Raw genomic sequence first — 26,260 nt, 5'->3', positions numbered from 1 at the left:
CCGGGCTCTGCTAGGGACTCGTCGATGACCTCTATGAAAACGCTTGTGACCGAAGCCGGATTGTCCCGCCGCCAACTGCTGCGCTCGGCAGCATCGGCGTCGATTGTGATGGTTGCCGGTCAGGCGCTGGCCGTCGAGGGCAATGCCCAGCGGACTTTTCTGGGCTCCGATTTCGTCAACAGCGTCGGTGTTTGCGTGCACAACGGCAACAAGCAGACGCCTTATTATTCCAACTTTCAAAGACTGGTCGAGCTCCTCAAGGATCTCGGCGTCCGTCACATCCGCGACGATGCCCTATTTGCAAATTATGTCGGTCGCGATCACGAGTTCTATCAGCGCATGCGCATGCTTGTTGGTATGGGCTTTCGTCTGGATCTGGTCTGCGCCGATCCCTTGAACGGATATCTGTTCGTTGCGCCGCGCCGGATTGCCGACATCTACGAATGGTGCGATCACGGCGTCGAGATATTTGAGGGGGCCAACGAACCTAACCTGTTCAAGAACTCGAACATGAATCCCGCGATCTCGGCCGAGCATCAGCGGACACTTTATGCGACCGTGAAGGCGACGCCGGCGATGCGGAACGTTATCGTCGCCTCTCCGAGCTACATTCAGAAGAGTGTTCCGATTGCCGAGGATATTTCCGATGCCGCGGACTGGATGAACATCCATCCCTATCCCGGCATGGAGCACCCTGAAACGACCGGGCCGGGTGCGCTGCTCGGCTTCATCGCCGGCTCCGAGCGCATCGTCGGCAAGAAGCCGGCGCTGGTCTCGGAGACTGGCTATCACACGGCAGTCCAGACCACCAAGTTTCATCTTCCCGTATCTGAGTCGATCAAGACGCGTTATCTGCCGCGTCTCCTGCTGTGGGACTTCAAGAATGGCGTCCCACGCTCCTACATCTATGAGATGATGGACAGCTTCAACAACGGTTTGACCGACCCAGAATCCAACTTCGGGCTAGCTACCTTCGACGGGACGCGAAAACCCTGTTTCTTTGCGGTGAAGCAGTTGCTTGCGCTGTTTACGCGCCCGGCGACGAGTGCGCGGGCGTTGGACCTTCGCTTCGAACTGGCAGGCGGCTTACAGGATGTGCAGTCAATTGCGTTCCGTCGTGCGGACGGCTCCCATCTCCTATTCCTGTGGCTCGGCGTGTCCGGGTGGGACCGCGTCGCCAAGGTCGGTCGGCCTCCTGTGTCGCGGGAGCTTTTCCTGACGCTCAACCCGCTGCCGCGCGTGGCGAAGGCGCGAGTGTTCCAGGACGACGGGACGCTCTCCGAGTCGCCGATCGGGCGGGCCGACGGTCGCCTGCGAGTGGTGGTAAGCGACCAACTCACCGCGGTTGAAATCGAGGCGTAAGTCTTGCCGCGCGGGGTCGCGAAGAAGACTATTTGAACTGCGCCTTCCAACGATCGATTTCAGCTTGCGGCAGCACGATGCGCGTCGGCTGCGGATTGGTGATCCAGCTTTCCATGGTGGCGAAATCGTCCCGCCGCGTTATCGGCAACTGAGTGCCCTTGCTGATCTCGGTCGCGCGATTGTCAACCGCGAGGATGAGGGCGCGGCGCTTCTTCTGCATGGCTCGGATCCCGCCGTGCAGGCGGGTGCCAATGAAGTCGACGTCAGTTCCTTCCAGTAGCTCATCAAAGCCCCGCAGGCTGGGCTTTATCACTCGATAGCCGGGAACACCGAGGCTTTCGAAATACTCCATGTCCTCGCACTGCTGCGACCAGAAGTAGACGTTCCCGTAGTGCCGCTTGACAAGCTCGACGAAGGTCCGGTCGATCTCGGGCTTCCCGAGATAGTGGGTGAGGGTAATGACGGCCGCGCCCGCCTGCTTCATGGGAATCTCGGCGCAATGCGCCTCGGTCAACCGCCACATGGTCGGGCACGAGGTGTTCGCGGTCTGCCGACCGATTCCGGCGAGCTTCTCCTTGGTGTAGTCGTCGCGCGTCGCGTGCAGGTGCTTTGCGGACAGGATCCGGTTCAAGAGCCAGCGTGAATAGGCATTTGGCGGATTCATGTAGTTCAGCCATCCGCAGCCCAGCAGCACGGCGTGATCGAAAGCAAAAGCGTCCCACGGAAGTAGCTTCCACAGGGTGCGGGCTTCCATGTTTGAGGCAAGGATGTTGGTTCCCGCGACGATGGAGAAGTCGCTCGCTTTCAGGAGCTTCTTCGATACGCCCGTGATGTATTCGTGGGTTGCCACCGTATAGACGTAGGCATCGGGTAGCACTTCATCGATCACGTCGCGAACGGCCTCCACGATGATCTGATCGCCGAGATTGTCGGACGCGGCGCTGGTGTCGAAAAGGGTGATTGTTCTCATGCTCTGTAGGCCAGCCTCGCTGGGTTAGCTCGATTGTCGGCGGCGCTGGATCAGCGTCACGATCTCGGTGCGGGTTTGCTTGAGGATGTCGGGCGCCAAGAGGGCGGTGAACACGAAATATAGGATGCTGCCGCACATGATGGAAATCACGAGATTGGCGACCTTCGGCAAGGCGGCGGGCAGGAAGTGCTGGAGCACGAAGATAGCCAGCGCCATCAGGATTGCAGAAGCAAGGGGCATGCCGACCGCTAGAAGCGTGCGCCGGGTCGATATTCCACACTGCTTGTCCGTGATCCACAGGGCGATCGGCCATACTGCGAAAGCCCGCAGGACGTGCGAAGCAGCGATGTAAAGCACGCCAAAAGGTGCGGCGACGAACGACATTGCGCAGCCGACCACGAACTGGAAAATGGTGAAGGCGAGCCCATAGTTCGTTTTGTTCAGGGCAACGAGTAGCGGCCATAGGAACGAATTAGTGACGAAAGGTGCGGCGAGCAGGCACAGTACCTGGAGCGTCGGAGCTGCGCCTTGCCACTGCGGACCAAACACCGCAGGGAGCAGCACCGGCGCGATCGCGCCCATGCCGAGGAGCGCCGGATAGGTGAGGGTCGAGGATATCTTGATGAAGTGGAGATAGGAGTCCTCGAGCTTCGGCCGGTCATGCTGGAGGCGCGAATAGGTCGGCAGCGCCACCGACGCCAGCGGAATGACCGAGAATTGCGAGGCTAGATCGATGCAGCGCCAGCCCATGCGGAGGTAGCCGACGTCGGTTGTCGACAGGAATAGCGCCGCTATCAGTTCGTGGATACGATTGTTGAGCGTGAGCAGGAGAGTGGTGCCGAACACCTTGGAACCGAACTTGAGCTGCTCGACGGCATATTTCCTATTAAAATGGAATCTAGGCATCCATCGCAGCGAGAACCAAGTGATGACCATGGATGCAAGTGACGTCGCAATGCGCTGAATCACGAGGCTCCACACACCGTAGCCGTTGAAGGCGAACCATAGCGCGATGGCACCGGATAGTAGGTTGGCAATCAACCCGCGGATCGAGAGACTCCGGAAGCCGAAGGATCGTTGCAGTCGTCCTTCGTGGATGCCGGTCAACCCTCCGAGCACGAACACGATAGACAGCGTCTTGAGGATAGGGCTGAGCTCGGGCATGTCGAAGCCGAGCGAGATGGGGTAGCTGAGCGCAAACAGAACCAGGCAGCAGACGATGCCCGAGCCGGCCGACACCCAGAACGCGGTATCGGCGAATTCCTCGGTCAGGTCCTGTCTCTGCACGATGGCGTCCGGTAGGCCGCCGCGCGCAACAAGCAGGAGGACGTCGAGAAATACCGTCGCAACCGCGACGATGCCGAATTCTACCGGCGACAGCAGGCGCGCGAGCACGACGAAGATCACGAAGCTGATCAGAATGTTGGCGTAATTGCCGATGGCGACCCAGGCGGCCGACTTCATCGACCGCCGGACCGATACAGCTGTGCTCTGGTCGTCGGGCGCCAAGAACGAGTTCCGTGAAAGTTGCCGGCGTTTGGGCCCGAGGGTCGGGCTTTCCGGGCTCAGGCCAATGCCGATACGGGCGATTGGACGCGCTGGGGGACGAGCTCCTCATAGAGCTCAAGATATTTTTCCGCAACGCGTCGTGCCGTCGATTCGTCGATAACATGTCCGAACGAGGATTCGTTCGGCAGCGCCCCGCGTCCGGCCTTGAGAACTGCCCCGATCTTGGCCGCAAGATCGACCGCGTTGCCAGGCTCGAACAGCCAGTCGTTGTTGTTGTCGCCGATCAATTCAGGGATGCCGCCGGAGCGTGCACCGATGCAGGGGACGCCCATCATATAAGCTTCGTAGATCGTGCGCGGCGACGGTTCGGCCCAGAACGAGGGGACGATCAGGACGTCGATATCAGTGAAGAACGTCTTGGGGTCGGCGAAGCCGACGAATTCGATCGGCAACCCCGCGCTCTGTTCCTTGAAACGCTCGATACTGTCGTCGAGTGCGCGACCGGCGACGAGACACCTCCAGTTGCCCGGCCCGATGCGCTTGAAGGCGTCGATCATCGTGCCGACGCCTTTCTCCACGTTGATGCGGCCGAGATAACCGAAGGTCAGCGGGCGACCGCTGCGATCGACCTTGCGTCGTTCGACGGGATCGCCGCCGGGCACCGTGCATGAATAGAAAATGACGCGCCGCCGTTCGGGGGGAAGATGCGTGAAGTAGCCGTGATCGACGTGGATCTTCAGGATCTCGGTCCCGACGGACGCCACCGCATTGATCATCTTGTTGTTGAGCTGCTTCGTAAAGTTGATAACCCGGCAACCCATGTGCCAGGATTCGCATGGTTTGCCGCGGCGGAACATCGCCGCGTTTGCACAGATCAGATCGTATTCGCAGATGGTGTGCACGATCGGGATATTGCGCTGCTTGGCGGCCCGCCACACTAGTGTCGAGATATCGAGCAGGGAATGGGTGTTGAGAATGTCAGGCTTGAAGTCGTCGAGTACCTTGGCGAAATCGGCTTCAATGGAGGTGTTCCATTGCTGCTTCATCTTCTGCCAGGCGCGCTCGAAGCGGTTGTGCGAGGCCCAGTCCTCGAGCCAGAAATCATTGTGGCTAGCCATGCGATAGACGGTGACGCCGTGGCGCTCCTCCTTCGCGCTCGGCTCGCGGGCAATGCAGGCGGCCCCGACCTCGTGACCCATCGCGGCCAATTCTTCAGCCAGATGCTCTACGGACCGCTCGGCTCCACCAACGATGTGCGGCGGATACAGTGAGCTCAGATGAAGGATTCGCATTCAGCTACCTTTTGAGAAAGACGTTTCGCTGGATTGCCGACGACTATAGCAGGGCTTGATAGAGATCGAGATAGCTCTGCGCAATATGGCCGGGGGCCACGCGAGAGCTCATTGTGTCCATTCCTGCTGATTTTTCAGACAGGCATGCAGGATTTCTAAGCACGTTCTTCATGATGTCTGCGAGCATATTCTTGTCGCCGGGCGCAAACAGCCATTTTGAATCACCGCCGATCTGCTCGGCAATGCCGCCAATGCGCGACCCGATTACCGGCACACCGCGCATATAGCTTTCAGTGACCGTGCGGCCGAACGCCTCGGGCCAGACCGATGGAACGACCAGGCAATCGATGAGATCGAAGAAATGGTCACGCTCGACGAAACCGGAAAATTCAACAGGCAGGCCCCGGGCAAGCGCCTGATATCGTTCCATCCCCTCGGCGGCGCGGCCGGCAACGATGAGTTTCCATCCCTGCTCAGGAAGTTCCCGGCAGGCATCGAGCAGAACGTCAATCCCCTTCGATGGTTCGATCCGCCCGAGAAATCCAAACACCAGTTCGTGGCCGGGCGCGAGAGTCCTGGTACGTCGGCGCGCCGGAGGGTCGACCGGATTCCAGATCACGCGGCGAAGTCGCTCCGGAATGTGCTGGAACAGCTTTGCATCGAGATGTCGTTTGAGGATCTCAGATCCTACACCTGTGACCGCGTCGACGGACGACTGGCAGCGGGAATGTGGAAAGGAGAGCAGGCGGCATCTGGCATGCTGTTTTTCGCAGGCGTGTCCGTTTGCAAACATCGAGCCCTTGGTGCACATGCTCTTGTAGTCGTGCAGCGTGTGCACGAGAGCGGCCCCCTGGCGTTTTACCATCGGCCAGATCTGCGGCGGCAACTCCGAAAGTGAATGGGTGTTGACAATGTCGGGCCTGAAGCTGCGGATCACGGCCTCGAATCTTTCGACTGCGTAGCTGTTGACCTTGGCCTTCAGCCGATAGTGCAGCTGCTCGAGCCGCGAGCGATGCTCCTGATCCAGGATGAAATACGGCGTTCCATATCCGGTGCGATAGATGGTGACGCCGTTGAGTTCGGAGGGTGCCTCCTCCTTACGTGACATGCAGGCGACCGCGACGGCGTGGCCGTTCGCCGCCTGGGTCTCGGCGAGGACCTGGGCCATCACCTCGGCGCCGCCGATCTGATCGGGAGAATAGAGTGAGCTGATATGTAATATGCGCATCAAGAATGATCGCCGAAAAGGTCGCGCTTCTTATAGCCGATTTTACAGTGTTGACATGCGTGCATTGCGATTAAGGCTAGACTATCAAGGCGTTTACTGCCACTATACTTAACCTGAATGGGTGATCCCTGCATCATTGTATGACTGACTGTTCTGGCTCTCGATGACTCGTGTGCTGCTCAATATGCCGAGTCAATTTGGGGGGAAACCGTCCGGCGTGGCTCGGATGGCGTTTTGCCTGATTGAGGCGCTGCTCCGAAATCGTGAATTTAACTATGTCCTGCGATCTCCATGGGAGCGGGCGGATCTTCCGGCGTCGTTGAGAACGGCCGATCTCGACGTCGTTACTATCAAGCGTCCCTCGATCATGGTCCTAGATGTGTTTCTCCAGACGTTGCTCATGCCACTCTTGTGCCGTCGGATGGGGATTGATCTTCTCGTGAACATCGATCCATTCGCCGCACCGACCGGCGGACGTGCACGCGTCATGATTGTACATGATCTCTACTTCCGCGTGCTGCCGGAACAGGTAAGTCGCAGGGAGGCATTCACCACAGACATCATCTATCGTCTTATGCTGGGCAATCACGATGAAATCGTGACGGTGTCGGATGCGACGAAGCATGACCTAGTGGCCTGTTACCCCTCGAGCGCCGACCGCGTCACCACGGTTCATTCTGCCGCGACCCTGACGGCGTCCTCGCATGAGGACGTTGGGACTGAGATCGCGGGGCGTTACGTGCTTGCCGTCGGGAATGCCACGCTGAACAAGAATTTCAAGGTGCTCGCCAAGGCTATGGCAGCGCTGCACGAGGCGTTTCCCGACATTGCGTTGGTTCACGTCGGTAGCGACCCCGGCGAAGCGATTGCGCAAACGCTCGCGGACGCAGGCTCGAAGCTTCGGCTCGTTCGGCTGACCGGCATCGACGACCGACGTCTGGCGGCGCTCTACCGCGGCGCGTCCTGCCTTTGCGTACCATCTCTTTACGAAGGTTTTTGCCTGCCGATCCTGGAGGCCCAGGGCGAGCGTTGTCCGGTGGTCTGCGCCGACCGGTCCGCAACCCCCGAAATTGCCGGGAAGGGGGCGCTGACTTTCAATCCGGAGGATCCGCAGATGTTAGTCGATGCGTTGCGCACCGTGATCGCGGAACAGGACATAAGGGAACAACTGGTGCGGAGCGGCATCGAGAACCTCCAACGCTTTTCCTGGGACAAAGCCGCGCGCCAGTACGAGGACGTGTTTCGCCGCGCCTTGTCCAGGCGCGGTCAGCCGAGGTCCGGGCCTGTTGTTGCCGGCCTGATATGAAGCGTGTCCCGACATGAAGACAGACGCGCTGTTCGTCAGCCAGACCGCAGAAAAAGGCGGTGCCGAGCTGTTCATGCTCGATATCATCGCGCACGGACCCAACGGGTGGAACGGCTGCTTCTTCACTGGGGGGCCCGCCGAACGCGAACTTGCCTCGCTCGGGCGGCAGCCCATCGTGTTGTCGGCTGGCGCGGCGCTGTCCGGCATCCGGCGGGAGGCATCCGCGCTGAAGTTGATCGGGGCAGTCGGAGGTGTGGTCTCGCTTGCACGGTCGCTGGCGCGCGCGGCGAGCGGCTACCGCGTGATCTGCGCAAACTCGCAGAAGGCGCTGTTCGTATCGGCGCTGGCGAGCCGGATCGTGCGCCGGCCGCTGGTTTGGGTGCTGCACGACATCATCACCGATCCCGCGTTTAGCGCCAACACGCGGCGTGCCGCAGTGCTGTTTGCGAATCTGTTTGCGAGCCGTGTCGTGGCAAACTCGAAGGCCAGCGCGGAAGCCTTCATCGCAGCCGGCGGCAAGGGTGACCGCGTCCGCGTTGTCTATTGTGGTTTCGATCCTGCTGCTCATCCGCAGGCCAGCCCCGAGGCAGGAAGCACGCTGCGCCAGCGCTTTGGTCTGAGCGGCGCGCCGGTAGTTGGGCTATTTGGTCGCCTGACGCCCTGGAAGGGCCAGCACGTGCTCCTGAAGGCGCTGAAGAGCCTTCCTGGCGTCCAGGCCCTGATCGTCGGTAGTGCGCTGTTCGGCGAGGATGCGTATGCCGCCGAATTGCATCGGCTGGCCGAGGCGGAGGGAGTATCGAAGCGAGTTCACTTCGCAGGGTTCCAGAACGACGTAGCAACCATCATGGCCGGCGTGGATATCGTTCTGCATACCTCGACCCACGCTGAGCCGTTTGGGCGCGTTGTAGTAGAAGGAATGCTTTCAGGAAGACCGGTGATTGCAACTAGTGGGGGCGGTGTCAACGAAATTGTGACCGACGGCGAAACCGGCCTGCTGGTTCCGCCCAATGATCCTGCTGCCCTCGCGAGTGCCGTGCAGAGCATGCTGTCCGAGCCCGCGTTCGCCGGCCGTCTCGCAGCGCTGGGCCGCTCCTCGGCAGCCCAGCGCTTCCATATCGAGCAGACCTGTCGCGATATGGCGAACGTGCTGGATGAGGTCGTCTAATTTGACAGGACGCCTAGCCTGCCCGCTCTGAGACGACAGGCGGCTTCCGCGCGACGAAACGAAAATCGCCGGCGAGTGGACGTTCGACGGTGCGGTAGATCAGGATGCCGAAGGCGGGAGCCGCAGCCATCGCGACCAACCCCACTGCGAAGGTCGTTAGGTCGCCGCTCAGGACCTCGGGCGGGGCAGACAGGAGAGGGAGAACCAGCAGAAAGTGGGACAGGTAGATTGAATAGCTGGCGTCCCCCAATAGCTTCAGGGGCCGATTGTCTACCCTACGGCCGCAGGCTTCCAGGCCAACCATGCCGGCCACGATCAATGCGGACGGCAGACCGTATCTCAGCGTGGTTCCGCTCCAGGGAAAGACAGCGACGGTCACGGACGGAAGGATCCGGCCCGACCATATCAGTCCGGCGACCCCGGCGACGAGGAGAGCGTAATAGGGCGCGGGCGTCCTGGTTGGGAAGTGTCGCCAGATCGAGGCGATGATCATTCCGAGAACGAAATCCAGAATGACGGGCCGGGTGTAGAAATAGGCAACGAGACCCGCGTCCGTCGGACCATGGAGCATTAAGCCGACCATGGCAAGAGCAAGCAGGATGCCGGTGGCGACCGCAACTCGCATTCTGACCGCGCTCAGCATCAGCATCGGCACAAACAGCGCGTAGAAGAACATCTCGTAGTTCAACGTCCATCCCAGCGGATATACCGGGTAGATGCTGTTCCTTGCGATCTCGAAGGGGATGAAGGCAAGCGACTTTGCGATCATCGCAGCATCGATGTCGGTCAGGTTGAAAACTGATGGGCGCCAATAGCAGATCAGCGCGGCAATCAGCGTGAAGACGTAGTAGAGCGGCGCCACGCGGAGGAACCTGCGCCTGGCGAATGCCGTCCAGTCGTTGCTGCCCGATGTCGAGTGGACGATGATGAAGCCGCTGATAACGAAGAACAGATCGACGCCGCCGTAACCGGTCTGCCGCAGCGACGTCGGAAGCAGCGTCGTCGTCATGATCATTTGCGCGTGCACCCAGACCACAAGCATCGCGGCGATGCCGCGCAGAACCTGAATGTTGGTCAGCACCATCCACCAAGCCTCGTGATTGTCGCCCCGGTCACGTGGCGTGAAGCGGCCGAAGACGTGTTCGTAGCCAGAGGTTCGCCGGCAGCTCCACCGTGCGATAGAGGAACAGCCCGACGACGGCCGATCCGATCACCGCGACCACGAGATTGAAGCCCAGGGATGCAAAGCCGAGAGGCAACAACATTTTCGACGTCTTGGAGGCCGCGTGTAGCAGCAGCGCATGGATCAGGTAAATCGAATAGCTGGCGTTGCCGAGTTCAACCAACCAGTCATAGCGGACCACTCGCCCGATGCGCTCCAGAAACACCGCGCCCGCAACGATCAGGAGCCCGGCGGTGCCCCATACGAACGGTCGGGTAAAGCCGGTAAGCTCCGGCTCTGAACCTTGATGGAAGATCTGCGCGAGTATGATGATGAGGCCGCCAAGCGCAATTGCCGCATAGAACGGCGCCGGACTTCCGAGCTTCGCGGTTGGCACCCGTGTGAAGACGTAGCCGAGGGCGCAGCCGTAGGCGAATTCGAGGATTATGGGCATCGTGTAGAACGTGCCGAACAGGCCGACCTCGACGAAAAGCGGCATGATGACGAGCGCTGCCATGATCGCGCATAACAACAGCGTGCGCGCTAGCGCCTGCCTCACAAACAGGGAAGTCGCGAACAGAACGTAGAAGAACATCTCGTAGTTCAGCGTCCATCCGACCGAGATGATCGGCTCGACACGGCCGTCACGGTCGAACGGAATGAACAGCAGAGACTTGGCGAGCCAATCCGGTTCCATTCGCATAATTCCGACCGGCTTGAAGCCGCACAGGGTCATCGAGAACAGCAGCAGCGTGACAACCCAGTAGACCGGACCAATCCGCGCGATCCGATGCGACAAGAACTCGGACGGTGTCGCTTCCCGTTTCATGGTGGTCACTACCATGATGAAGCCGCTGATGACGAAGAAGATGTCAACCCCGGCGGCGCCGAAGCTCAGCATCCTGGTGCTAGGATAGAGCTGCGAGACCTGTTGTCCGAGAAAATGATAAACGACAACCATATACGCCGCGACCGCGCGCAGCGCCTGCAAGTTCCGGATCATCGTGAAATCAGAGCCTTCATGATAGTTTCTTCGCCATGAAATGATAGGTCAGGACATCGCCCTGATAGTGTTCGGTGACGACAACATCGCTCATGCCATTCTTCCGGTAGAGTCGTAGAATCTCGACGGGATCATATTCCGACATGCGCATAGAGAGCGTCGACCACGGCTTGCCGCGGAGCACGTTGAGCGTGGCCCTGATCCAGGGTAGTTCGTGTCGGATGTAGTAGCGAAGCTTGGCAGGGAGTCCGATCTCCGGTCGCTTGACGCTCGCTTGGAGGACGGCGACGCCGCCCGTCGACACGTGCGCCAGCAGGCGATCGATGATAGGCAATCCGCGCTCGGGCACAACGTGTTGCAGTACGATGTAGCTCAACACTAGGTCGAACGTGCCGGTCACGCGGGAAAGCTCGTCATCGGAGATCAGGAAAGTCGCATTCGGGATCCCGAATTTCTTACAGTTTTCTGTCGCTTCCGCAATCATGCCGGTCGAGATATCGAGTCCCACGACGTCGTCGAAGCGGCGTGCCAGCGGAATCGTCATGCGGCCGACGCCGGAGCCGAATTCGAGCGCGCTCCGGGTCGGAACAGGGCCAAAATAACGACTGGCGCGGTCGAGAAGGACGCTGACCATCTTCTCGCCCGTCGCGAAGAATTCATCGCGATGGTCGCTGATCCGGTTGCGGTTGAAGCGATCTTCGGAATAGACTCCGTAATAGGGATCTTCCTTGCCCCATTGTTGCCATTGCCTATCACTCATAATAATTCCTTCCATCCCTGAATTATTCATCTCGTGACTGTCGGCGCGGTTGCACTAAAGACTTAGGGCAAAACGGCCTCAGGCATATTGGATCAGATGTCGCAGCCCCCAGTGGTCCGATATCCCACCATCTTTGCTAGCCACGCTGGATGACCGCAAGTTGGAAGTTGCATGACCCTTAATGCTTGCTCCAGTTTCATCAGGCGATCGTGCCGGAAGTAAGGTTAAGACCAGTCAGGAATCGAGGCGGTCAATTTCTGTGCAGGGGGCGCGCAATAAGAGGTAGGAAGATCTGCTTGGGATCAAATATAGTCGGGAATACTGAGGTTCTTCGTGCCGACGGCGCAGAGCGCGTGTCGACACGAATATTTCTAAGCGTTTGAATGGACGGGTGCATGGAGATCGACAGATATCGGACTATCGATGGGCTCCGGGGAATCGCCGCGATGGCGGTTGTCGTTCAGCACTGTCTCGAATTCAGTCCTCTCAATAACCCCAATGCGACGATTGCTTCGCCGTTTGCCTATCTGTTCGTCAACGACTTCAATTTTGGTCGGTTCGGCGTCATCCTGTTCTTCTTCATCAGCGGCTTCCTGATTCCCAGCAGCATTGCCAATCAGCCGAAACCTCTCGTGAGTTTCGCGATCGGCCGGTTGTTTCGGCTGTATCCGCTCTACTGGTTCTCAATCGTTCTCGCCATCGCGGTGATGGCGTTACTCGGAATGAAGCTGCCGAGTTTCGCGATGGTGCTCGCCAACGCCACCATGTTTCAGATGCTGCTCGGGTTCGAGAATATCCTCTATCCCTACTGGACGCTGTTGATCGAGCATTTCTTCTATATCCTCTGCGCCCTGCTGTTCGTGGTAGGAGCGCTGCATAGCGCCGCGCGTATGCAGTATGTCGCAGTGCTTGCGGGTGGGGGCATCATATTCTTGAGCTGCGTGCTGATCGCCATGCCGGCGATCAGATATGCAAAGCCTGCCGCAGATTTGATGTATACTGCCTCATTTTTGTTCGCGATGATCGTCGGCCACAATATTCGCATGGCGCAGGGGAGTGATCAGCGCCGGGCGCGCCTCTTCATCGCGACAGCCTTCATCGTCGTGTTTGCGTTCATCTTCGTCGCCCGGCTCAGAGTCGGTGGGTATAGCCTCCTACTGTCGCCGGCGTCCGTGTTCTTCTCGACCGTGGGTGCCCTCGCCGTCTTTCTGCTTGCGCTCCATTGGCGTGCCCTCACCTCGTCGGCCTTCGTGTATGTCGGGCGGGTGAGCTACGGCCTCTATCTCTTCCACGGCATCGCACTTTGGGTTGCGATGGCGTTGATCGGGAAGTCGGGTGGGTCTCTCCATTTCGCGCTGTTGCTCCTGCTTGTATTTGGGCTGGCACTCGCAATGTCGGCGCTGACCTTCAATCTGATCGAGGAGCCCTTCATTGCGATCGGCAAGGTGGTCCGCCGGCGGGTTGTGCAGAACGTCGGGCACAAGGCGACGGCGGATTCGATGCTGCCGAGACCGGCTGAGGTGATGCAGGAAGACCCGCTACAACCGTTCAGCAAGGAAGCGACCTGAGCGCGCCCCTCGTCAGCGCGTCGGTTCAACCTGGGTCGGTCGGATTCGGGTCGCCGTCGCTCTTCTGAGGAAGTCGACGACCGGAACCTCGGCGTAGCGGTGGAACAGCGCCGCCGCCGTGATGGCGAGCCCCGCGCACAGGAAGACCAGGGGCCAGCAGAGGATCTGAGGGACTGTCATCTTGGCGAGCGCTGCCTTGATCAGAATGAAAACGAAGGGATGCAGCAGGTAGAGCGCGTAAGACGAGTCGCCGAGACCGGCTAGCGCTCGCAACCATGTCGACTTGAACTCGAGCGGGCCGAGCACGGCAGCCGCGATGATCAAGACGGCACCAGCGCCCCAGATTCCCAGTCGCGGCCAAGTGTAGAATCCGGGACCTGACAGGTCAGCAAACCATGAGACCGGCACCTGCCACAAGGACAATGCGGCTACGATCATCGCGAAGCGGACCACCGACGGCAGGGTAACGCCGCGTAGGAACAGAAGGGCGATGATCGCCCCTAGAGCGAACTCCAGCGTGATCGGCTGGAACCAGAAATGGAGCGCGATATTCTCTGGTGGGAAGACGGTGGCGATCAGGACGCCGCCGAGCAGAACGGAGACCACGGCGAATACTGCTTGTTCCCGCCGCAGCACCACAAACAGCGCAAAAAGGACGTAGAAGAACATTTCGTAGTTGAGTGTCCACCCGAGATCGAGGATCGGGAACGGATACTTGGGCCCGAAGCCCATCGCATCGTAGGGTATGAACAAATATGAAGCGATGATGGCGCTCACGTCGGGAAAGGTCTTTGCTCCGACGAGGGCGCCAGCGGACAGCACCAGAATGCGCAAGGTCAATGCCGTCCAGTAGAGCGGCAAGATGCGAATGAGCCGGCGGCGCATGAACTCCCAATGGCTCCCCGGCACGGCAAACAGCTTGCTCGACGCGAAAACGATGACGAATCCGGAGATGACGAAGAACAGGTCGACGCCGGCGCCCCACGGGAGGTGTCTCAGAGGTGCGAAGGCCAGCGAGTTTGCCGTCGCATAGTTGAGAACCAGCTCTTGAGCGTGCAGCAGGACGATCATCGTTGCGGCGATGGCCCGCAGTCCCTGGACTGCCAGGAGCCGTTCGCTCTTATTGCCTGACTTCCGATCCATGTCAGTCGCCGGAGTTCCACAACGATGTGCCCACGAAATTCGAAGCCCCAATATGATGGATGCGCGGATTTTCAACGTCCGGAGAATTGAGAGTCGGCTGAACGAGCTTTACGGAAACCGAGGCGAAGCGGGACGGTCCTGATCCGGCGTTGCTCCGCGTCATACTTATAATACTGAATCCACGCGGCAGCGACGATCATAGGCACCACAAAGACATAGGCCTGATTGATGCTCACTTCCTCGAACATCATCGACGTCGCGGCAAACAAGAGCGTGATCAAATAGAAGGGTGAGACGATTCGGCGTCGTCGCCACAGATATATCCCGGAAATCACGAAGGCGATCGGAACAAACAGGCTGCATTGGTAGGCAAACGACAGAAAACCGTTGTGGATGGAAAAGAGATGGCTGCTCGTCTTCTGCATCATCGTCACGACGCGCTCCTCGATGCCGATGCCGAACGGATTTTCGAGCGCAATTTGAATACCCGCCAGATTCGACGTCAGTCGTTCGGAGACGTTGTTGTCCGTGTTACTGTCCTCCAGGAAGCGCGATTGGAGCGTCTCGGAGAACGTGTCGAGGTTGGGAATGTCCGCGTAGGACAGAATGAGTGCGCCGGCCACGGCTACGGTTACGGCGCTCTTCATATATAACGAATAGTTGCCGAGCCGGGCGTAGCAGAAGATCAGCCCGATTGTTGGGGCAATCAGGCCGGCGCGATTCAGGGTGACGGCGAAGCTGGCAACGAGGCACACATAGGCCGCGATGTAGATCATAGGGCGCCGCCATTTCAGCGCGAGGTAGAGGGCCGGAGCGAGGGCCAGCGCATAGACGTGGCCTGCCTCGTTTCCGTGAACCCACATGCCACCAAACTTGACCGTGCCGAGCAACGAAGCTCGCTCAGGAAGATCTTCGGGGCGCACTCCCAGCCCGAAGCTTGGCAGGGACGAATTGCCTCCAGCCTGCAAGAACAGGACGATCAATGATGGAACGAGTCCAAGGAGCGTGCCGATCGAAAAATAAACGAGGACGTTCTCATTCTCCGACGCGATGAACGCAAAATAGAAAGAGAAGACCGCGCTCAGGAAGAAGATCAAAGTGTAATAGGTGTCCCCGGCTGCCACGGCTGTCTTGAGCACGAGCGCCATCAACACGACCGAACCGAGGATGAAGAAGTATGCCAAGCCGTACCGTGCGGTAGCGCTCAGGCCTACCATGATGAAAAGGCCCGGAAGCAGCAGGAACAATAAGGCGTCCGTGATCCTCAGGAACGGAAGACCGAAGTTCGCGGTCATGATGTTGAACTGCAGAAAGAACCCGAGGCAAGCCGCCACCATCGGCGCCAACGCACGGTTGAAATCGAGGCTCATTGCCTCACGATCGAATGTCGGCTGGGTCGGCTTGAGCGTCAAAGGCATTCAAATCACCGCGCAGAGCATGGTACCGCGTTTATCGGTCAGTGCCAAAAATCCGTTGTCGATCTGCTGTCTCAACACGTCGATCACGCGGTGATCATGGGCAGCAAGCGAGCCCGGCACAGATTGATGAATAGCCATTTGGCCGCAAAATTCAATACTTTATTAAGATGGATCAAGTGGTTGGGAAGATAGCCTTAACGGGGCTGTGCATGATTTGCGACCTCGGCGTGTTCCTTTGGCGATCAGATAATGCCTCGGATCCGAGCAGCGCCGCGCCGTTCGATCGCTTCCGGTGGTCGAATCTCGTCCTCAAGTTGCGACTTTTCGGCGAATGGCTGCGTGCCGGACCCGGATCTTGATCGAAGAATGATCTCCTGTGGCTGTAACGATGTCTTGTGGCTGCAATAGCTGGCGAGGTATCCTCGTTGTTCGCCTGTTATTCACTTGCCGCAAGGCTGATACCAACTCCGGTCATACACCCCCGATGGGATTATATCACCTCGTTCGAAAGGGCCTCGCGACGTCGATCGCTCTCGCGTTCGCGTTTGTCCCGCAATCCGCCTCCGCCGGAGGAATCTGCCTCCTCCACGCGCAGCCTTTCAAGCTGCAATCCGACACGATCCGCTGGTCGATTCGGATCAAGCCAGACAGCGAATGCATCCAAGGCCTGCGCTGGTCGACGATCATCATCGACAACATCTCGATCGTCGAGCCGCCGAAGTTCGGGCGCCTCATAATTCAGGGTCCCGCATTCCGGTATTTCTCAAGTCCTGATGCGCAAGGTTCCGACTCCTTCAAGATCGCGATTTCCGGAACATCGCTGCGCAGGAGTGGAACATCCTCCATCGAGGTCGATATCACGTCGCAGTGAATTTTTGCGCGCTCATTGCGATAGGTCGACCTTGTTGTGAAGAAGGTCACATTTGTGACGTCACCATCATATCAGATCGGGCGACGTCTATCCCTCCGTCAATGTTGACAGCTTATGCGCGTATCGCTCTCTTCTTCCAATCTTGTTGCGCCTGCGGCGACAGAACTGCGGGGTGCGATCTGGGCGGATCGCGCCGTCGCGCTCGCTTATGGCGCGATGGTGTCGATTGCGATGCTGGGCTGGCTCTATGCGCTCGGTGTTGCGCTGAGCCGCGGATGGAGCTGGGCGCTATCCTGATTCAACTCTTCGCACCAAACCGGATCGCGATCAGCGCGGCGGGTAAGTCCGGTTGCTGTTCAGATTGGGATTGGCGGATGCGGCCGGCGGCACGCCCTGTCCGATCGGATTGCTGAACGGGTTGTTGCTCGGCTGCGTCGCCACCGGTGTCCGCGATTGGATCGTGGTGGTCTGCGACCGGTTCGTCTTCTGCGCGCCCTGGGCCAGTGCCGGCGTGGCACATGCGAGGGCGGCCGCAACGATCACATAGGGATTGACGCTCATAGAGTTCTCCTCGCGAAGAGCCGGCCCGTGTGCCAACGCCTCAGCTTGAAGTAGGTTCAAATCGACCGTTGGGAAGAGGTCACGGCTTTTTGCAGTCGGTATAAAACGTGCCGCTGACGGCCACGATCCGCTCGATGCATTGGCGCGGGTCGGTGACGTCGCCGTTGACTCTGAAATAATACGACTGCGCCTTTAGGATCAGCGCGTAGCGGCCAGGCGGCAACTCTAGCGCGGGGTCCTCGCTGTGCAGCTCATACATCTCAGGATTGTCCGGGACCGGCGAGGCCCTGAACGGGTACGAGGCGTTGCGGATCACCCAGGCGTCGTCGGTTTCCGGCTTCTTTCCGCTGGCCTCGGCCGAGAACTCCCGAGCGATCTTGGCGACGACGCGCACCTCGGCGCGTTCGAGGATGTTGGTCACGGCGTCGCGGCGGAACACGATGAATTTCGGATGGCCGTTGGGTAGGCTGGCCTGGTCCGGCACTTTGAAGGCGGCCGAGACTGCCACCCGGATGTCCGGCGCCCGGCCGGGCAGAAGTTGCAGTTCGGCGAGCGATTTGTCGTCGACCACGGCATAGATGCCGTAGTCGGTCGGCCGCAGCGGGTTCGGTTTGGGCCGAATTGTGGGCGCTGCCGCCGGCACGGCGGTCACAGGCGGCGCAGCGGCGATCTGTCGCTCCTGGCGCTGAGGGTAACCGGCCAGCGACGCCAACCGCTGCCGCTGCTGGACCGCGAGCACCGCAAGACCCGCTACGATCAGCAGTGCAGCCGTCCGTCTGATGACCGGCCACAGCCGATGACGGACCGTGGCAGGGCTGCGGTCGATGTCGATCCGTGGGTGGAATGGCGCCGGCGGAAGCTCCCGGATCGTGACCTCGCGCAGGGGAGTGGCCTGATCCGAGACCGCGAGCGCGGGCAGGGCCGGCGTAACCGGCGGCGGAACGCTGTCCTGCTTCTGCGAAAACGCCTCGACGCCTCGAATGGCGCTCTCCAGCGCCTGCTGTGACCACTTCATCTCCTTGACGTCGGAGTGGGTGAACTGCTCCTGGAGCTTGTAGCGGGCGAGGTCGTAGACGACCTGCCGCATGTGCTCGGGATGGGTCTTTACCGTCTCGAGCATGCGCGCGATTACGAGGGCGAACTGGACTTCACTGGAAGCCGGTTCTGCCTCGTCCTCGTCATTGGGGCGCAGGTCTCTCGAACTCATGGCCCTAAAGTTTGCTCCCGTGACGTCGAAGCTGTCGATCTGCTTGATCTCCGACGATCGTCGGGAGATCGTGGACTGACACCTTGCCGGATCCTTTCAAAAGGGGGATATCGGAGGTTGACGCTGTCGGCTCTGCCACATGCGCGAGGGAGGAACAATGGTTTTCAGATGCAAGACCGGCGCCGTCATAATCGGGCTGATTTGCCTGGCCGGCGGGGTAATCCCCGACCGGGCTTTGGCGATCACAGTCGAGCTGGCGAGGACCTGCAAGGCGCTTACCACCAAGCAATTCCCCCCCCGCGAGCCCGCCAATCCGGCGGCAGGCAGCGCCAAGGGCTCTGGGCGCGATCAGACCGCCTATTTCAACAAATGCGTTGCCAACAACGGCAAAGTGGATGACAGCGGCAAGTAACAGTGTTGCCCGTTTTCGGCCGCGCCGGCCGCGCCGGTCTATTGCGCCTTTGGAGGGGCAGCCGGTTCCGGAACATTGCCCTCCTTGGCCATGCAATCCCTAAAATAGGATTGACGATCCCCACTCATCTTGACGGCGCCGGGCCGCTGGTAGGGATAGGCGACATAGGAGAAGTGCATGCACTTCCGAGCAACCTCGGCGCTTGGTCCCGCCTGCGCGCCTGTTGGGGCGGCCCCATCCGTCATCACGAGCAGCGCGAGAGCGCCGCAGAACGTCACCTTCCGCAAATCCTTCATCCCGTCATTTTAAAGAAAAGCCACCCGTCATATCCGTAATTCTAGCAGGCCGGATTCCACGAGGCCAGATCGCTGCCGGGAGCCCAAAGGCGAGAGCCGCGGTCGTGTCCGGCCGCGGCTCCCAGCCCGTTTTGCAAGGATCAGCTCACACTACCAGATCATGGTGGACGAAGAACTGGAAGTCCGCGCTGGTCAGGGCGGTCGGCGCCACGTTCTTCAGCAAGATCGAATCGTGTGCGTCGAGCGTGATCAGTGTATCCTTGCCGACCTGCTGCATGACCAAGTGGCTGAAGTCGCTGACCATCGAATTATCGATCATGATGGTGTCGTGGTTGGCGGCATTGCCGGCATGGAAGTTGACGATGGTGTCGTTGCCTGAGTTCGGTTTGAAAATGAAGCTGTTTCCGCCCGCACTTGCGGCCGTGAGCGTGTCGGCCACGCTCTTGGTCGAGGTGAGGCCGACGCCAGACACATAGGCCTGTTGGGTATGTGAGCCGTTGGTGTTGGTGAGGTCGGATGTCAGCAGCGCGCCGGCCGAGTTATAGACGAAATGATCGGCGACGTAGCTTTTGCCGGTGATGTTCCAGTCAAACCCATCCTTGCTCTTGTCGGCATGAATGATGGTTTCCTTGACAAGGATACCTGAGGCGTAGGTCTTGCTGTCGCTGAAATCGGAGGATCCGGCAGCGTATTTGATGATGTCGCTGGTCAGTGCGCCATTTGTGTATGTCTTGACCTCCGACGAGCCGTTAGCGCGCACGACGGTATCCGAAGTCAGGACACCGGCTGCATCGTAGGTGTCGGTGGTCTTGGTCCCGTCCGAGCCGAGGTTGTAGGTATAGTCAGCCGAGCCGTCAGCGTGGCTACGAACGATCGAAGTCAGGACGCCCGCCGAATTGTAGACGTCGTGCTCGGCGACGTAGCTCTTGTTTTGCACGTTGGATAGATAGACGTCTTTCGACTTGTCAGCGTGCACTATGGTGTCGGAGGTCAGGACGCCAGCGGTATAGACCTTGACCTCGCTCAGATCGGCGGCACCGCGGGCGTAGGTGATGGACTCACGGGTTAGCACGCCGTTGACATAGGTCTTCGTGTCAGACGATCCGTTCGCGTAGATGACGTTGTCGGAGACCAGATGGCCGGTGCTGTCGTATTGGTCGGTCGTCTTGCTGCCATCGGCGCCCAGATTGTACGTGTAGGCGAGGGAGCCGTCAGCATGCGTGCGAACCGAGGACACCAAGACCCTTGCCGAATTATAGAAATCGTGGCCCGAGACGTAGTCCTTGTTCTGGATTCCGTAGAGATAGACGTCTTCGCTGTTGTCCGCGTGGACGATATCGTCACGCGTCAGTACGCCGGCCGTGTAGTTCTTGGTTTCAAATCCAATCGCGAACTTGACGGTCTCGCTGGTCAGCATTCCATTGGTGTAATTCTTGGAGTCCGATATGATTGTGCCAGATGTATATTTGGTTGTGTCGTTGACGATCGTTCCGTTGGTGTAGAATCTGGCCTCCGACGAGCCGTCTGCATTCAGGATGGTGTCCGACGTGATGATGCCGGCCGAATTGTAGGTATGGGTGGTCTTGGTCCCGTCGTTCGCGAGATTGTAGCTGTAGGCGAAGGTCCCGTCGGCATGGGTACGTACCATGGCGGTCAGCGTTCCATTCGCATCGAAAGTATCGTGCTCGCTGACGTAGCTCTGATTCTTGACGTTGTAGATGAAGACGTCCTTGGTATTGTCGGCGTGTACGACCGTCTCCCGCGTCAGCACGCCAGCCGTGTAGGATTTGGTGTTCGACAGGTCGGTCGAGCCGGCGGCGAAGGTCGTGGTCTCGCTTGCCAGAACACCAGAAACATAGGTCTGGCTGGTATTCGCAACCGGCGCCGGGGCGGCAGCCGCGGTGATCGGGGTAACCTCGATCACCAGCGGGTGATCAGAGATCGAGACCTGAATGCTCGCGACGTTGGCATAGGTCGCGATCGGGCTGGTACCCAGCATGGGATCGTAGACCTTCACGAGAGCCTCGGTTTGGCCGAATGTGACCGTCACCGGCGACGACGTTGCTTGTACTTCGCTGTGCGTGTTCTGGTTCCACAGCACTGGCTCGGCCCACAGCACGAGGTCCACGCTGCCGTTGCTTTTGGCAAACACCATGTCATGTGACGTCGTCGGTGCGCCGGATAGCGCATAGGTCAGACTACCTGATGCGGTGCTTGCGGATTGCCCCTTGTCCTGGAGGATCTCGGTCAGGTTGTGGATTGCGGTTGCCGCTATCTTGGGCGTGCCGTCAGCATGGAATAGACCGAAGTCGCTCTCTGGGTTGGCAGCGCCCAAATTCGGTTCGTCTAGAAGTTCATATAGATAGGTCTGCGAGACGCCCTTCTGATACGCGTCCATCAACGTGTTGAGCGTGTATTTTGCCTGAACCGCTTCGTTGACGCCGTTATACCAGTAGCTTGACAGAGTGGTGTAGCCGGCTTCCGTAATGACGGTCGGTTTTCCGGGCGCGCTAATCTGGGCAAACGAGAGCAGATAGTCGAGACCATTGGAAATGTTGGTCGTCGACATGACGTAGGCGTGCTCGTTGGCGTAGTCGGTGGAGTTCGAGAGATTGCCAAGCTGGGTGAACTGGCTGGTATCGGTGGACCCGATCGACACGTTGTAGACCGAGATGTCCTTGAGCAGTGCGTCGGAGTTTACGGCGGCGAAGATCTGCTTCTGGATCTCTGCGGCCGATGCGATCGAGGTGACGCCGTTGTATGTCACCTTCCAGATATTGACCTCGTTCGGCCCCTCGATCGCCTTGATGCTGCCAGGGTACCGGCTGGCCAGGCTGTCGAGGTCGGAGATGAACTTGGAAACGTCCACCGTGCCGTCTTTGGAGAGGGTCGCCTCAAGATCGAACTTGTATCCCTGCGCGGCCAGCGTGTTGAAGCTGTTCGTGGCGAGAGTCGTCGTGTAGAGCTGGTCGCGGATGTTGTGGATGCCGAGATAGCTCAGCGCGGCCGACACCCCGTTGATATTAGCGTAAGGTGAGCTGTTGAAGGCGAGATGCGTGTTGACGCCGATCGAATCAATGAACGTGGTCGTGGATGTCGCGGTCTTGGTGACGAATTGCGGTGATGACTGAGAAGACATGACGCCTCGGTGAAATGCTTGTTGTTGGAGGCGATCATTCACGCCGCGTTTTAAGGGCAGGTTCTTGATTGACTAAAATTGCGGGCAGTGTTTTTTCCTGATGGAGAGTTCCTCTTCGGGAACGGCGAGCACTGCGCGACTCGAGGCGAAGACCTAGACTTGCGTCACCGCCTCAAGGTTGTACGACAAGCACCGTATAAACACGGGAGTCGCCGGCGCGATTCGATGCGGAGGTGCGCGCAATGGCTTTCAGCGCAGGCAAGATCTGGGGTAACGCCAACATTGATGAACGTTGAAGCAGGTGATTGCGAGAGTCACACGTCTGGTCAGCCGCTGCCTGCGTCGCGTTCATCGAGTTTGACTGTGCAATTCTTCTTCACAAAATGATCACTACGCCGTTGGAAAGCTCCAACTGTCGCGTGGTTCGGCGATGCGCAAATGCGCGTTGGGGAAACCACTCGCCATATGGTCGAGGGCGATTAGCTTCTGGACCCCGGTTGTCTTCCAGCGAGCGTGACCGGATGCTGCGTCCAAAAGCCGTCTCGTCAATGCGAGCTTGAGCGCGGAGCCGTCCGACTTTCCCATCCCGCGCCGAAATCACAATTATGGGATCGCATCGTGACATGCACCATCATTTCAACATCCAGGCCATTCTCGCCTGGGCGTCCAACGCCAACACCATGCCGAACGACCCACACGAGCCCTAAGAGCCGGGGGTGACCCAACGTTTACCATTATTGTGGATGCCTTTCGTCTCGTTACTGAACATTCAGTCTCGCTCTCCATGCTTGGTGCTTCAGTTTGAGGGAGAGGCGAACCATGTCACGAAAATCAATCTGCGCGTCGATCGCATTGATCGTGATCGGCGTTGTTGCAGAGCCTGCGTCCCCCGCTCACGCCACCCCCAACTGCTTCCGCGACATCAAGCCCTATAAGCTCGTCGGCGACACCGCCGAATGGTCGATGACCATCGCGCCGGGGGCCGACTGCATCCAGGGCCTGCGCTGGTCGACGATGCAGATCCACAGCGTCACGGTTGCGCAGAAGCCGCAGGGCGGCGAGGTTGTTCTGGTGGGGCCGGGATTTCGGTATTTCGCAAGTCCCGATTTCTCCGGTCCCGACAAATTCACACTCGTCGTGATCGGCAAGAATCGCCATGATGAGGGCATCTCAACCGTCGAGGTCACGATCTCCAGGCCGAACGCGCAACGGGTGGTTAGCGCCGCCAGCCAAGGCGAGTAAGGGCTGGCCTGCCTGCCCGTGGCGGAGGCATTGATGGCGGTAGGCCGACGCCCGGTCGTGCGGAGCCGACGAACAAAATCGGACGTCCTGTCCTGGATGTGCTACTGACGAGAATGAAAACATATCTCGCGATCATCGCGGTCGTCTTCTTGGTGCCCGCCTCAGCTGCGCAGCCCGCACCCCCGGCACCCGCCACTCCTGAACTCTCATCCCGCGATCAGATCAAGGCGACCCGGGCCAAGCAAGCCGAAGAGACGAAAAGCGGCCCATCCGCGCGGCCGTGGGATCGCGACGGCGACGGCAAGCGGCCGTGGGACACAACAGCGAAGCCTGGCAACACCACCTCGAAGCCCTAGCGAGAACTGTCGTCCGCCGCGCGGTAAAGGACGTCTATAGCGCTGACAATGAGAGGCTTTTCGGCGCATATTGCGCCGAGTCGCATCTACCGCGAGATCGCGAGATTGCATCATGGCTGAGGACATCCACTGCATCCGTTTTGGCGGGCTCACTGCCACCATCAAGGCGCAGGGCGCCGAACTGTGCTCGCTGAAGCACGAGGCCGGCACCGAATTCATCTGGCAGGCCGGTCCAGCCTGGCCGCGCCATGCGCCGATCTTGTTTCCGATCGTCGGGCGCCTTGCCAATGACGAGTTGCGGCACCGGGGCAGGACGTACCGGATGACCCAGCACGGCTTTGCGCGCGATAGCCGGTTTGCGTGGGCGGAGCGCGGCGAGAGACGCTGCGTGCTGGTGCTCGAAGACAGCGCGACCACGCGCGCGCTCTATCCGTTCGCGTTCCGCCTGACTGCCACCTATGCGATCGACGCTGCCGGTCTGGACCTCTCACTCACGATCGCCAACACCGGCAAGGAGACATTGCCGGCGTCGCTCGGCGGCCATCCCGCATTCAACTGGCCGCTCCAGCCCGGCGTGCCCAAGGAAAGCCACGCGCTGACCTTCGCGAATGCGGAGTCATCTCCCGTCCGTCGTCTCGAGGGCGGCTTGTTGCGCGCCGCAACGGAGCCGAGTCCGGTCAGTGGCACGGTGCTTCCTCTGTCCGAATCCTTGTTCACCGACGACGCCATCATCTTCGACCGGATCGCGAGCCAATCGGTCCGCTATGCGGCCAGGCAGGGCGCCGGGCCCTGGCTGAAGATGTCCTGGCGCGGTTTTCGCGAGCTCGGCGTCTGGTCGAAACCATTGGGCGCGCCGTTTCTCTGCATCGAGCCCTGGCGCGGCTATGCCAGTCCGGCCGGCTTCGACGGCGAGTTCAGCGACAAGCCGGGCCTGATGCATATCGCCGCCGACGCGGAAGAGCGCTTGTCGTACCGGATCGAGGTGGGCTCGTCCTGAGAGCCTAACTCAAAAAGCGTAGGCGTTCTCAGGGTCTGGCCAAGCGGCGAGTTGGGAGCCTCAGATGGGCGGCGAGCAACCAGGCTAGCTCGGTGGCGGCAGAGCCTTCGAAATCTTTGGAGAGGCGCCGACATCTGCCGAACCATGCAAAGTTACGCTCGACGCCTCGCGGCCGAACCGAAGGAATGAGAGCCTCTGACAGCCGTCGAGCACGGGCTTGCGCGGGCTCCGACGTTCCTGGGTCGGCCAAGTCTGAAATTTGAAAACTTGAGATGTGTCAAATCGACAGGTCCCCTCCCATCTAAATTTTCTTCATGTGGGAAAGAACAGTTGTGGGGTTTTCAATCCTTTGCATTGCTGTCCTGGACGATGTTTCGGCAAGAGCCGACGTCTTGGGCGGGTCCTGCGGCGCAAAGGAGCAGGCGCTACGCAATGCAGAATTTGGTCATGCTCCCAACGGTCTTCCGATTGGGACTGTAGGCTCGGGGCCGGGTTCGCCCGAAGAGCCTTGGTGTACCGCTAATTGTGCTCGACCTTCCCTAACATTTCGTCCCTTGCATCGTTCGCGCGGCCATAGAACATCCCGCCGCTGGGGCTAGCTTTTCCGCTGCGCCAGCCCTGAAGGAGCGGCGGGCGGCTGGTCCCGAAGGGGATGGCAGTGTTGCAACTTGAGATTCATCAACTCGAAGGAGACCGCCCCACGTAATGTGAATACGGCGATCAGGGGACGACTTGTCTTGAAACGCGGCCCGTTGCCAACGCAGCAACAATGCATCTTCAACAGCCCAGATTCTGGCGCGCTGCCAATGTTAGGCGCAATCATATTGCTTGCCACGTCGGCGATCTCTTTTGCCGCCGGATATGGTGTCAGAGAGGTGATCTCGAGACGCCGACGCGCGACTTACCTGAAGTATAAGCCGTATATTCTACAACCCTCTTGCGAAGTGCCAACGTTTCTCCTTCGTGCGGCGGAAGAAAGACGAGCCACCTCTTCCCGGCGATCGCGGTCAAGGGGGTCCTAAGTCGATCAGAAAAATCTGCCCGAAGGAAGCTGACCGTTCCCCTGAGGGGAGCGAGCCGGTAGCCCTGAGGGAGTTAGCTTTTAAGGTTGAGCGGTGAGGTCAATATCACCAACCAACCGATTGTCGGCCGCTCCCGCGACCAGCTGCGTCCTTGCTCAGAGGCAGGGACGAAATGCTTGATAAGACCCAAGGGCGAACGGTCGCGGAAGGTGATCGTCGTCGAGCTGGCGATCTCGTTGTAGCGATCGTATTTGTTGGCGTGGCCGGGTTT

Annotated in this window: 24 protein-coding genes and 1 pseudogene; 11 read left to right on the top strand and 14 right to left on the bottom strand. The window is 59.5% G+C overall.

The annotated features are described in order from the left end of the window. Positions 1 to 24: 24 nt before the first annotated feature. Positions 25 to 1,362: a hypothetical protein gene (locus AC1RUR_RS27810; RefSeq protein ID WP_492849950.1), complete on the top strand. Its 1,338-nt coding sequence runs from the start codon at positions 25 to 27 to the stop codon at positions 1,360 to 1,362. A gap of 28 nt (positions 1,363 to 1,390) precedes the next feature. Here AC1RUR_RS27810 and AC1RUR_RS27805 read toward each other — a convergent pair whose 3' ends face one another. The 4 genes from AC1RUR_RS27805 to AC1RUR_RS27790 are packed head-to-tail and all read right to left on the bottom strand — an operon-like array spanning position 1,391 to position 6,361. Beyond that, positions 1,391 to 2,332, bottom strand: a complete 942-nt coding sequence (locus AC1RUR_RS27805; protein WP_492849948.1) for a polysaccharide pyruvyl transferase family protein — start codon at positions 2,330 to 2,332, stop codon at positions 1,391 to 1,393. Between the two features lie 24 nt (positions 2,333 to 2,356). Then, positions 2,357 to 3,841: a lipopolysaccharide biosynthesis protein gene (locus AC1RUR_RS27800; protein WP_492849946.1), complete on the bottom strand. Its 1,485-nt coding sequence runs from the start codon at positions 3,839 to 3,841 to the stop codon at positions 2,357 to 2,359. A gap of 56 nt (positions 3,842 to 3,897) precedes the next feature. Then, positions 3,898 to 5,133, bottom strand: a complete 1,236-nt coding sequence (locus AC1RUR_RS27795) for a glycosyltransferase family 4 protein (RefSeq protein ID WP_492849944.1) — start codon at positions 5,131 to 5,133, stop codon at positions 3,898 to 3,900. A gap of 43 nt (positions 5,134 to 5,176) precedes the next feature. Then, positions 5,177 to 6,361: a glycosyltransferase family 4 protein gene (locus AC1RUR_RS27790; RefSeq protein WP_492849942.1), complete on the bottom strand. Its 1,185-nt coding sequence runs from the start codon at positions 6,359 to 6,361 to the stop codon at positions 5,177 to 5,179. Between the two features lie 163 nt (positions 6,362 to 6,524). Here AC1RUR_RS27790 and AC1RUR_RS27785 point away from each other — a divergent pair, with 163 nt between their 5' ends. Continuing rightward, entirely contained in the window at positions 6,525 to 7,667 is a 1,143-nt protein-coding gene (locus AC1RUR_RS27785) for a glycosyltransferase family 4 protein (RefSeq protein ID WP_492849940.1), read from the top strand. Positions 7,668 to 7,680: 13 nt separating this feature from the next. Further along, complete coding sequence (locus AC1RUR_RS27780) at positions 7,681 to 8,832, top strand: glycosyltransferase family 4 protein (protein WP_492849938.1); 1,152 nt, start codon at positions 7,681 to 7,683, stop codon at positions 8,830 to 8,832. Positions 8,833 to 8,845: 13 nt separating this feature from the next. Here AC1RUR_RS27780 and AC1RUR_RS27775 read toward each other — a convergent pair whose 3' ends face one another. Genes AC1RUR_RS27775 through AC1RUR_RS27765 form a run of 3 tightly spaced genes read right to left on the bottom strand, consistent with a single transcriptional unit; the run spans position 8,846 to position 11,757 of the window. Then, entirely contained in the window at positions 8,846 to 9,916 is a 1,071-nt protein-coding gene (locus tag AC1RUR_RS27775; protein WP_492849936.1) for an acyltransferase family protein, read from the bottom strand. A gap of 28 nt (positions 9,917 to 9,944) precedes the next feature. Continuing rightward, on the bottom strand, positions 9,945 to 10,997 hold the full coding sequence (locus AC1RUR_RS27770; RefSeq protein ID WP_492849934.1) for an acyltransferase family protein: 1,053 nt from the start codon (positions 10,995 to 10,997) through the stop codon (positions 9,945 to 9,947). Between the two features lie 16 nt (positions 10,998 to 11,013). After that, positions 11,014 to 11,757 (bottom strand): class I SAM-dependent methyltransferase, encoded by a 744-nt coding sequence (locus AC1RUR_RS27765; protein WP_492849932.1) that lies wholly within the window; start codon positions 11,755 to 11,757, stop codon positions 11,014 to 11,016. 395 nt (positions 11,758 to 12,152) lie between these two features. Here AC1RUR_RS27765 and AC1RUR_RS27760 point away from each other — a divergent pair, with 395 nt between their 5' ends. Beyond that, entirely contained in the window at positions 12,153 to 13,325 is a 1,173-nt protein-coding gene (locus tag AC1RUR_RS27760; RefSeq protein WP_492849930.1) for an acyltransferase family protein, read from the top strand. A gap of 12 nt (positions 13,326 to 13,337) precedes the next feature. Here AC1RUR_RS27760 and AC1RUR_RS27755 read toward each other — a convergent pair whose 3' ends face one another. From AC1RUR_RS27755 to AC1RUR_RS27745, 3 genes are all read right to left on the bottom strand, one after another. Next, a complete protein-coding gene (locus AC1RUR_RS27755) occupies positions 13,338 to 14,468 on the bottom strand; it encodes an acyltransferase family protein (protein WP_492849928.1) in 1,131 nt (376 codons plus the stop codon). A 71-nt stretch (positions 14,469 to 14,539) separates the two neighbouring features. Then, entirely contained in the window at positions 14,540 to 15,886 is a 1,347-nt protein-coding gene (locus AC1RUR_RS27750; RefSeq protein ID WP_492849926.1) for a hypothetical protein, read from the bottom strand. Then, entirely contained in the window at positions 15,887 to 16,024 is a 138-nt protein-coding gene (locus AC1RUR_RS27745; RefSeq protein WP_492849924.1) for a hypothetical protein, read from the bottom strand. Between the two features lie 238 nt (positions 16,025 to 16,262). On the opposite strand from AC1RUR_RS27745, the gene AC1RUR_RS27740 reads away from it, so the two are divergent. Both AC1RUR_RS27740 and AC1RUR_RS27735 read left to right on the top strand, forming a co-directional pair. Then, positions 16,263 to 16,757, top strand: a complete 495-nt coding sequence (locus AC1RUR_RS27740) for a hypothetical protein (protein ID WP_492849922.1) — start codon at positions 16,263 to 16,265, stop codon at positions 16,755 to 16,757. Positions 16,758 to 16,871: 114 nt separating this feature from the next. Beyond that, positions 16,872 to 17,054, top strand: a complete 183-nt coding sequence (locus AC1RUR_RS27735; protein WP_492849920.1) for a hypothetical protein — start codon at positions 16,872 to 16,874, stop codon at positions 17,052 to 17,054. 30 nt (positions 17,055 to 17,084) lie between these two features. Here AC1RUR_RS27735 and AC1RUR_RS27730 read toward each other — a convergent pair whose 3' ends face one another. Together AC1RUR_RS27730 and AC1RUR_RS27725 are read right to left on the bottom strand one after the other, a co-directional pair. Further along, positions 17,085 to 17,318: a hypothetical protein gene (locus tag AC1RUR_RS27730; protein WP_492849918.1), complete on the bottom strand. Its 234-nt coding sequence runs from the start codon at positions 17,316 to 17,318 to the stop codon at positions 17,085 to 17,087. Between the two features lie 79 nt (positions 17,319 to 17,397). Next, on the bottom strand, positions 17,398 to 18,438 hold the full coding sequence (locus AC1RUR_RS27725; protein ID WP_492849916.1) for a hypothetical protein: 1,041 nt from the start codon (positions 18,436 to 18,438) through the stop codon (positions 17,398 to 17,400). A gap of 244 nt (positions 18,439 to 18,682) precedes the next feature. Between AC1RUR_RS27725 and AC1RUR_RS27720 the strand changes: the two genes are divergently transcribed. Continuing rightward, positions 18,683 to 18,937, top strand: a complete 255-nt coding sequence (locus AC1RUR_RS27720; RefSeq protein ID WP_492849914.1) for a hypothetical protein — start codon at positions 18,683 to 18,685, stop codon at positions 18,935 to 18,937. Between the two features lie 441 nt (positions 18,938 to 19,378). On the opposite strand, the gene AC1RUR_RS27715 is transcribed toward AC1RUR_RS27720, so the two are convergent. Next, positions 19,379 to 22,414, bottom strand: coding sequence for a hypothetical protein (locus AC1RUR_RS27715; RefSeq protein WP_492849912.1), 3,036 nt, complete (start codon positions 22,412 to 22,414; stop codon positions 19,379 to 19,381). A 563-nt stretch (positions 22,415 to 22,977) separates the two neighbouring features. Between AC1RUR_RS27715 and AC1RUR_RS27710 the strand changes: the two genes are divergently transcribed. The 4 genes from AC1RUR_RS27710 to AC1RUR_RS27695 all read left to right on the top strand — a co-directional run bounded on the left by AC1RUR_RS27710 (position 22,978) and on the right by AC1RUR_RS27695 (position 24,967). Continuing rightward, a complete protein-coding gene (locus tag AC1RUR_RS27710) occupies positions 22,978 to 23,079 on the top strand; it encodes an RING finger protein (RefSeq protein WP_492849910.1) in 102 nt (33 codons plus the stop codon). A gap of 112 nt (positions 23,080 to 23,191) precedes the next feature. Continuing rightward, on the top strand, positions 23,192 to 23,614 hold the full coding sequence (locus AC1RUR_RS27705) for a hypothetical protein (RefSeq protein ID WP_492849908.1): 423 nt from the start codon (positions 23,192 to 23,194) through the stop codon (positions 23,612 to 23,614). A 113-nt stretch (positions 23,615 to 23,727) separates the two neighbouring features. Beyond that, a complete protein-coding gene (locus AC1RUR_RS27700) occupies positions 23,728 to 23,970 on the top strand; it encodes a hypothetical protein (RefSeq protein ID WP_492849906.1) in 243 nt (80 codons plus the stop codon). Between the two features lie 112 nt (positions 23,971 to 24,082). Continuing rightward, entirely contained in the window at positions 24,083 to 24,967 is an 885-nt protein-coding gene (locus AC1RUR_RS27695; RefSeq protein WP_492849904.1) for an aldose 1-epimerase family protein, read from the top strand. A 28-nt stretch (positions 24,968 to 24,995) separates the two neighbouring features. On the opposite strand, the pseudogene AC1RUR_RS27690 reads toward AC1RUR_RS27695, so the two are convergent. Then, a pseudogene (locus tag AC1RUR_RS27690) lies at positions 24,996 to 25,130 on the bottom strand (IS5/IS1182 family transposase); the annotation flags it as partial. Positions 25,131 to 26,260 lie beyond the last annotated feature (1,130 nt).

Source organism: Bradyrhizobium sp. GW821-FHT12B03 (assembly GCF_058807535.1).
The sequence above is the reverse complement of the archived record's forward strand: the minus strand, read 5'-3'. Positions and strand labels throughout refer to the sequence as shown.

Coding starts and splice junctions, on each gene's coding strand:
- AC1RUR_RS27810 (WP_492849950.1), top strand. CDS start 25: ATGACCTCTATGAAAACGCTTGTGACCGAAGCCGGATTGTCCCGCCGC.
- AC1RUR_RS27805 (WP_492849948.1), bottom strand. CDS start 2,332: ATGAGAACAATCACCCTTTTCGACACCAGCGCCGCGTCCGACAATCTC.
- AC1RUR_RS27795 (WP_492849944.1), bottom strand. CDS start 5,133: ATGCGAATCCTTCATCTGAGCTCACTGTATCCGCCGCACATCGTTGGT.
- AC1RUR_RS27790 (WP_492849942.1), bottom strand. CDS start 6,361: ATGCGCATATTACATATCAGCTCACTCTATTCTCCCGATCAGATCGGC.
- AC1RUR_RS27785 (WP_492849940.1), top strand. CDS start 6,525: ATGACTCGTGTGCTGCTCAATATGCCGAGTCAATTTGGGGGGAAACCG.
- AC1RUR_RS27780 (WP_492849938.1), top strand. CDS start 7,681: ATGAAGACAGACGCGCTGTTCGTCAGCCAGACCGCAGAAAAAGGCGGT.
- AC1RUR_RS27775 (WP_492849936.1), bottom strand. CDS start 9,916: ATGGTGCTGACCAACATTCAGGTTCTGCGCGGCATCGCCGCGATGCTT.
- AC1RUR_RS27770 (WP_492849934.1), bottom strand. CDS start 10,997: ATGATCCGGAACTTGCAGGCGCTGCGCGCGGTCGCGGCGTATATGGTT.
- AC1RUR_RS27765 (WP_492849932.1), bottom strand. CDS start 11,757: ATGAGTGATAGGCAATGGCAACAATGGGGCAAGGAAGATCCCTATTAC.
- AC1RUR_RS27760 (WP_492849930.1), top strand. CDS start 12,153: ATGGAGATCGACAGATATCGGACTATCGATGGGCTCCGGGGAATCGCC.
- AC1RUR_RS27755 (WP_492849928.1), bottom strand. CDS start 14,468: ATGGATCGGAAGTCAGGCAATAAGAGCGAACGGCTCCTGGCAGTCCAG.
- AC1RUR_RS27750 (WP_492849926.1), bottom strand. CDS start 15,886: ATGCCTTTGACGCTCAAGCCGACCCAGCCGACATTCGATCGTGAGGCA.
- AC1RUR_RS27745 (WP_492849924.1), bottom strand. CDS start 16,024: ATGGCTATTCATCAATCTGTGCCGGGCTCGCTTGCTGCCCATGATCAC.
- AC1RUR_RS27735 (WP_492849920.1), top strand. CDS start 16,872: ATGCGCGTATCGCTCTCTTCTTCCAATCTTGTTGCGCCTGCGGCGACA.
- AC1RUR_RS27730 (WP_492849918.1), bottom strand. CDS start 17,318: ATGAGCGTCAATCCCTATGTGATCGTTGCGGCCGCCCTCGCATGTGCC.
- AC1RUR_RS27725 (WP_492849916.1), bottom strand. CDS start 18,438: ATGCTCGAGACGGTAAAGACCCATCCCGAGCACATGCGGCAGGTCGTC.
- AC1RUR_RS27720 (WP_492849914.1), top strand. CDS start 18,683: ATGGTTTTCAGATGCAAGACCGGCGCCGTCATAATCGGGCTGATTTGC.
- AC1RUR_RS27710 (WP_492849910.1), top strand. CDS start 22,978: ATGGGATCGCATCGTGACATGCACCATCATTTCAACATCCAGGCCATT.
- AC1RUR_RS27705 (WP_492849908.1), top strand. CDS start 23,192: ATGTCACGAAAATCAATCTGCGCGTCGATCGCATTGATCGTGATCGGC.
- AC1RUR_RS27700 (WP_492849906.1), top strand. CDS start 23,728: ATGAAAACATATCTCGCGATCATCGCGGTCGTCTTCTTGGTGCCCGCC.
- AC1RUR_RS27695 (WP_492849904.1), top strand. CDS start 24,083: ATGGCTGAGGACATCCACTGCATCCGTTTTGGCGGGCTCACTGCCACC.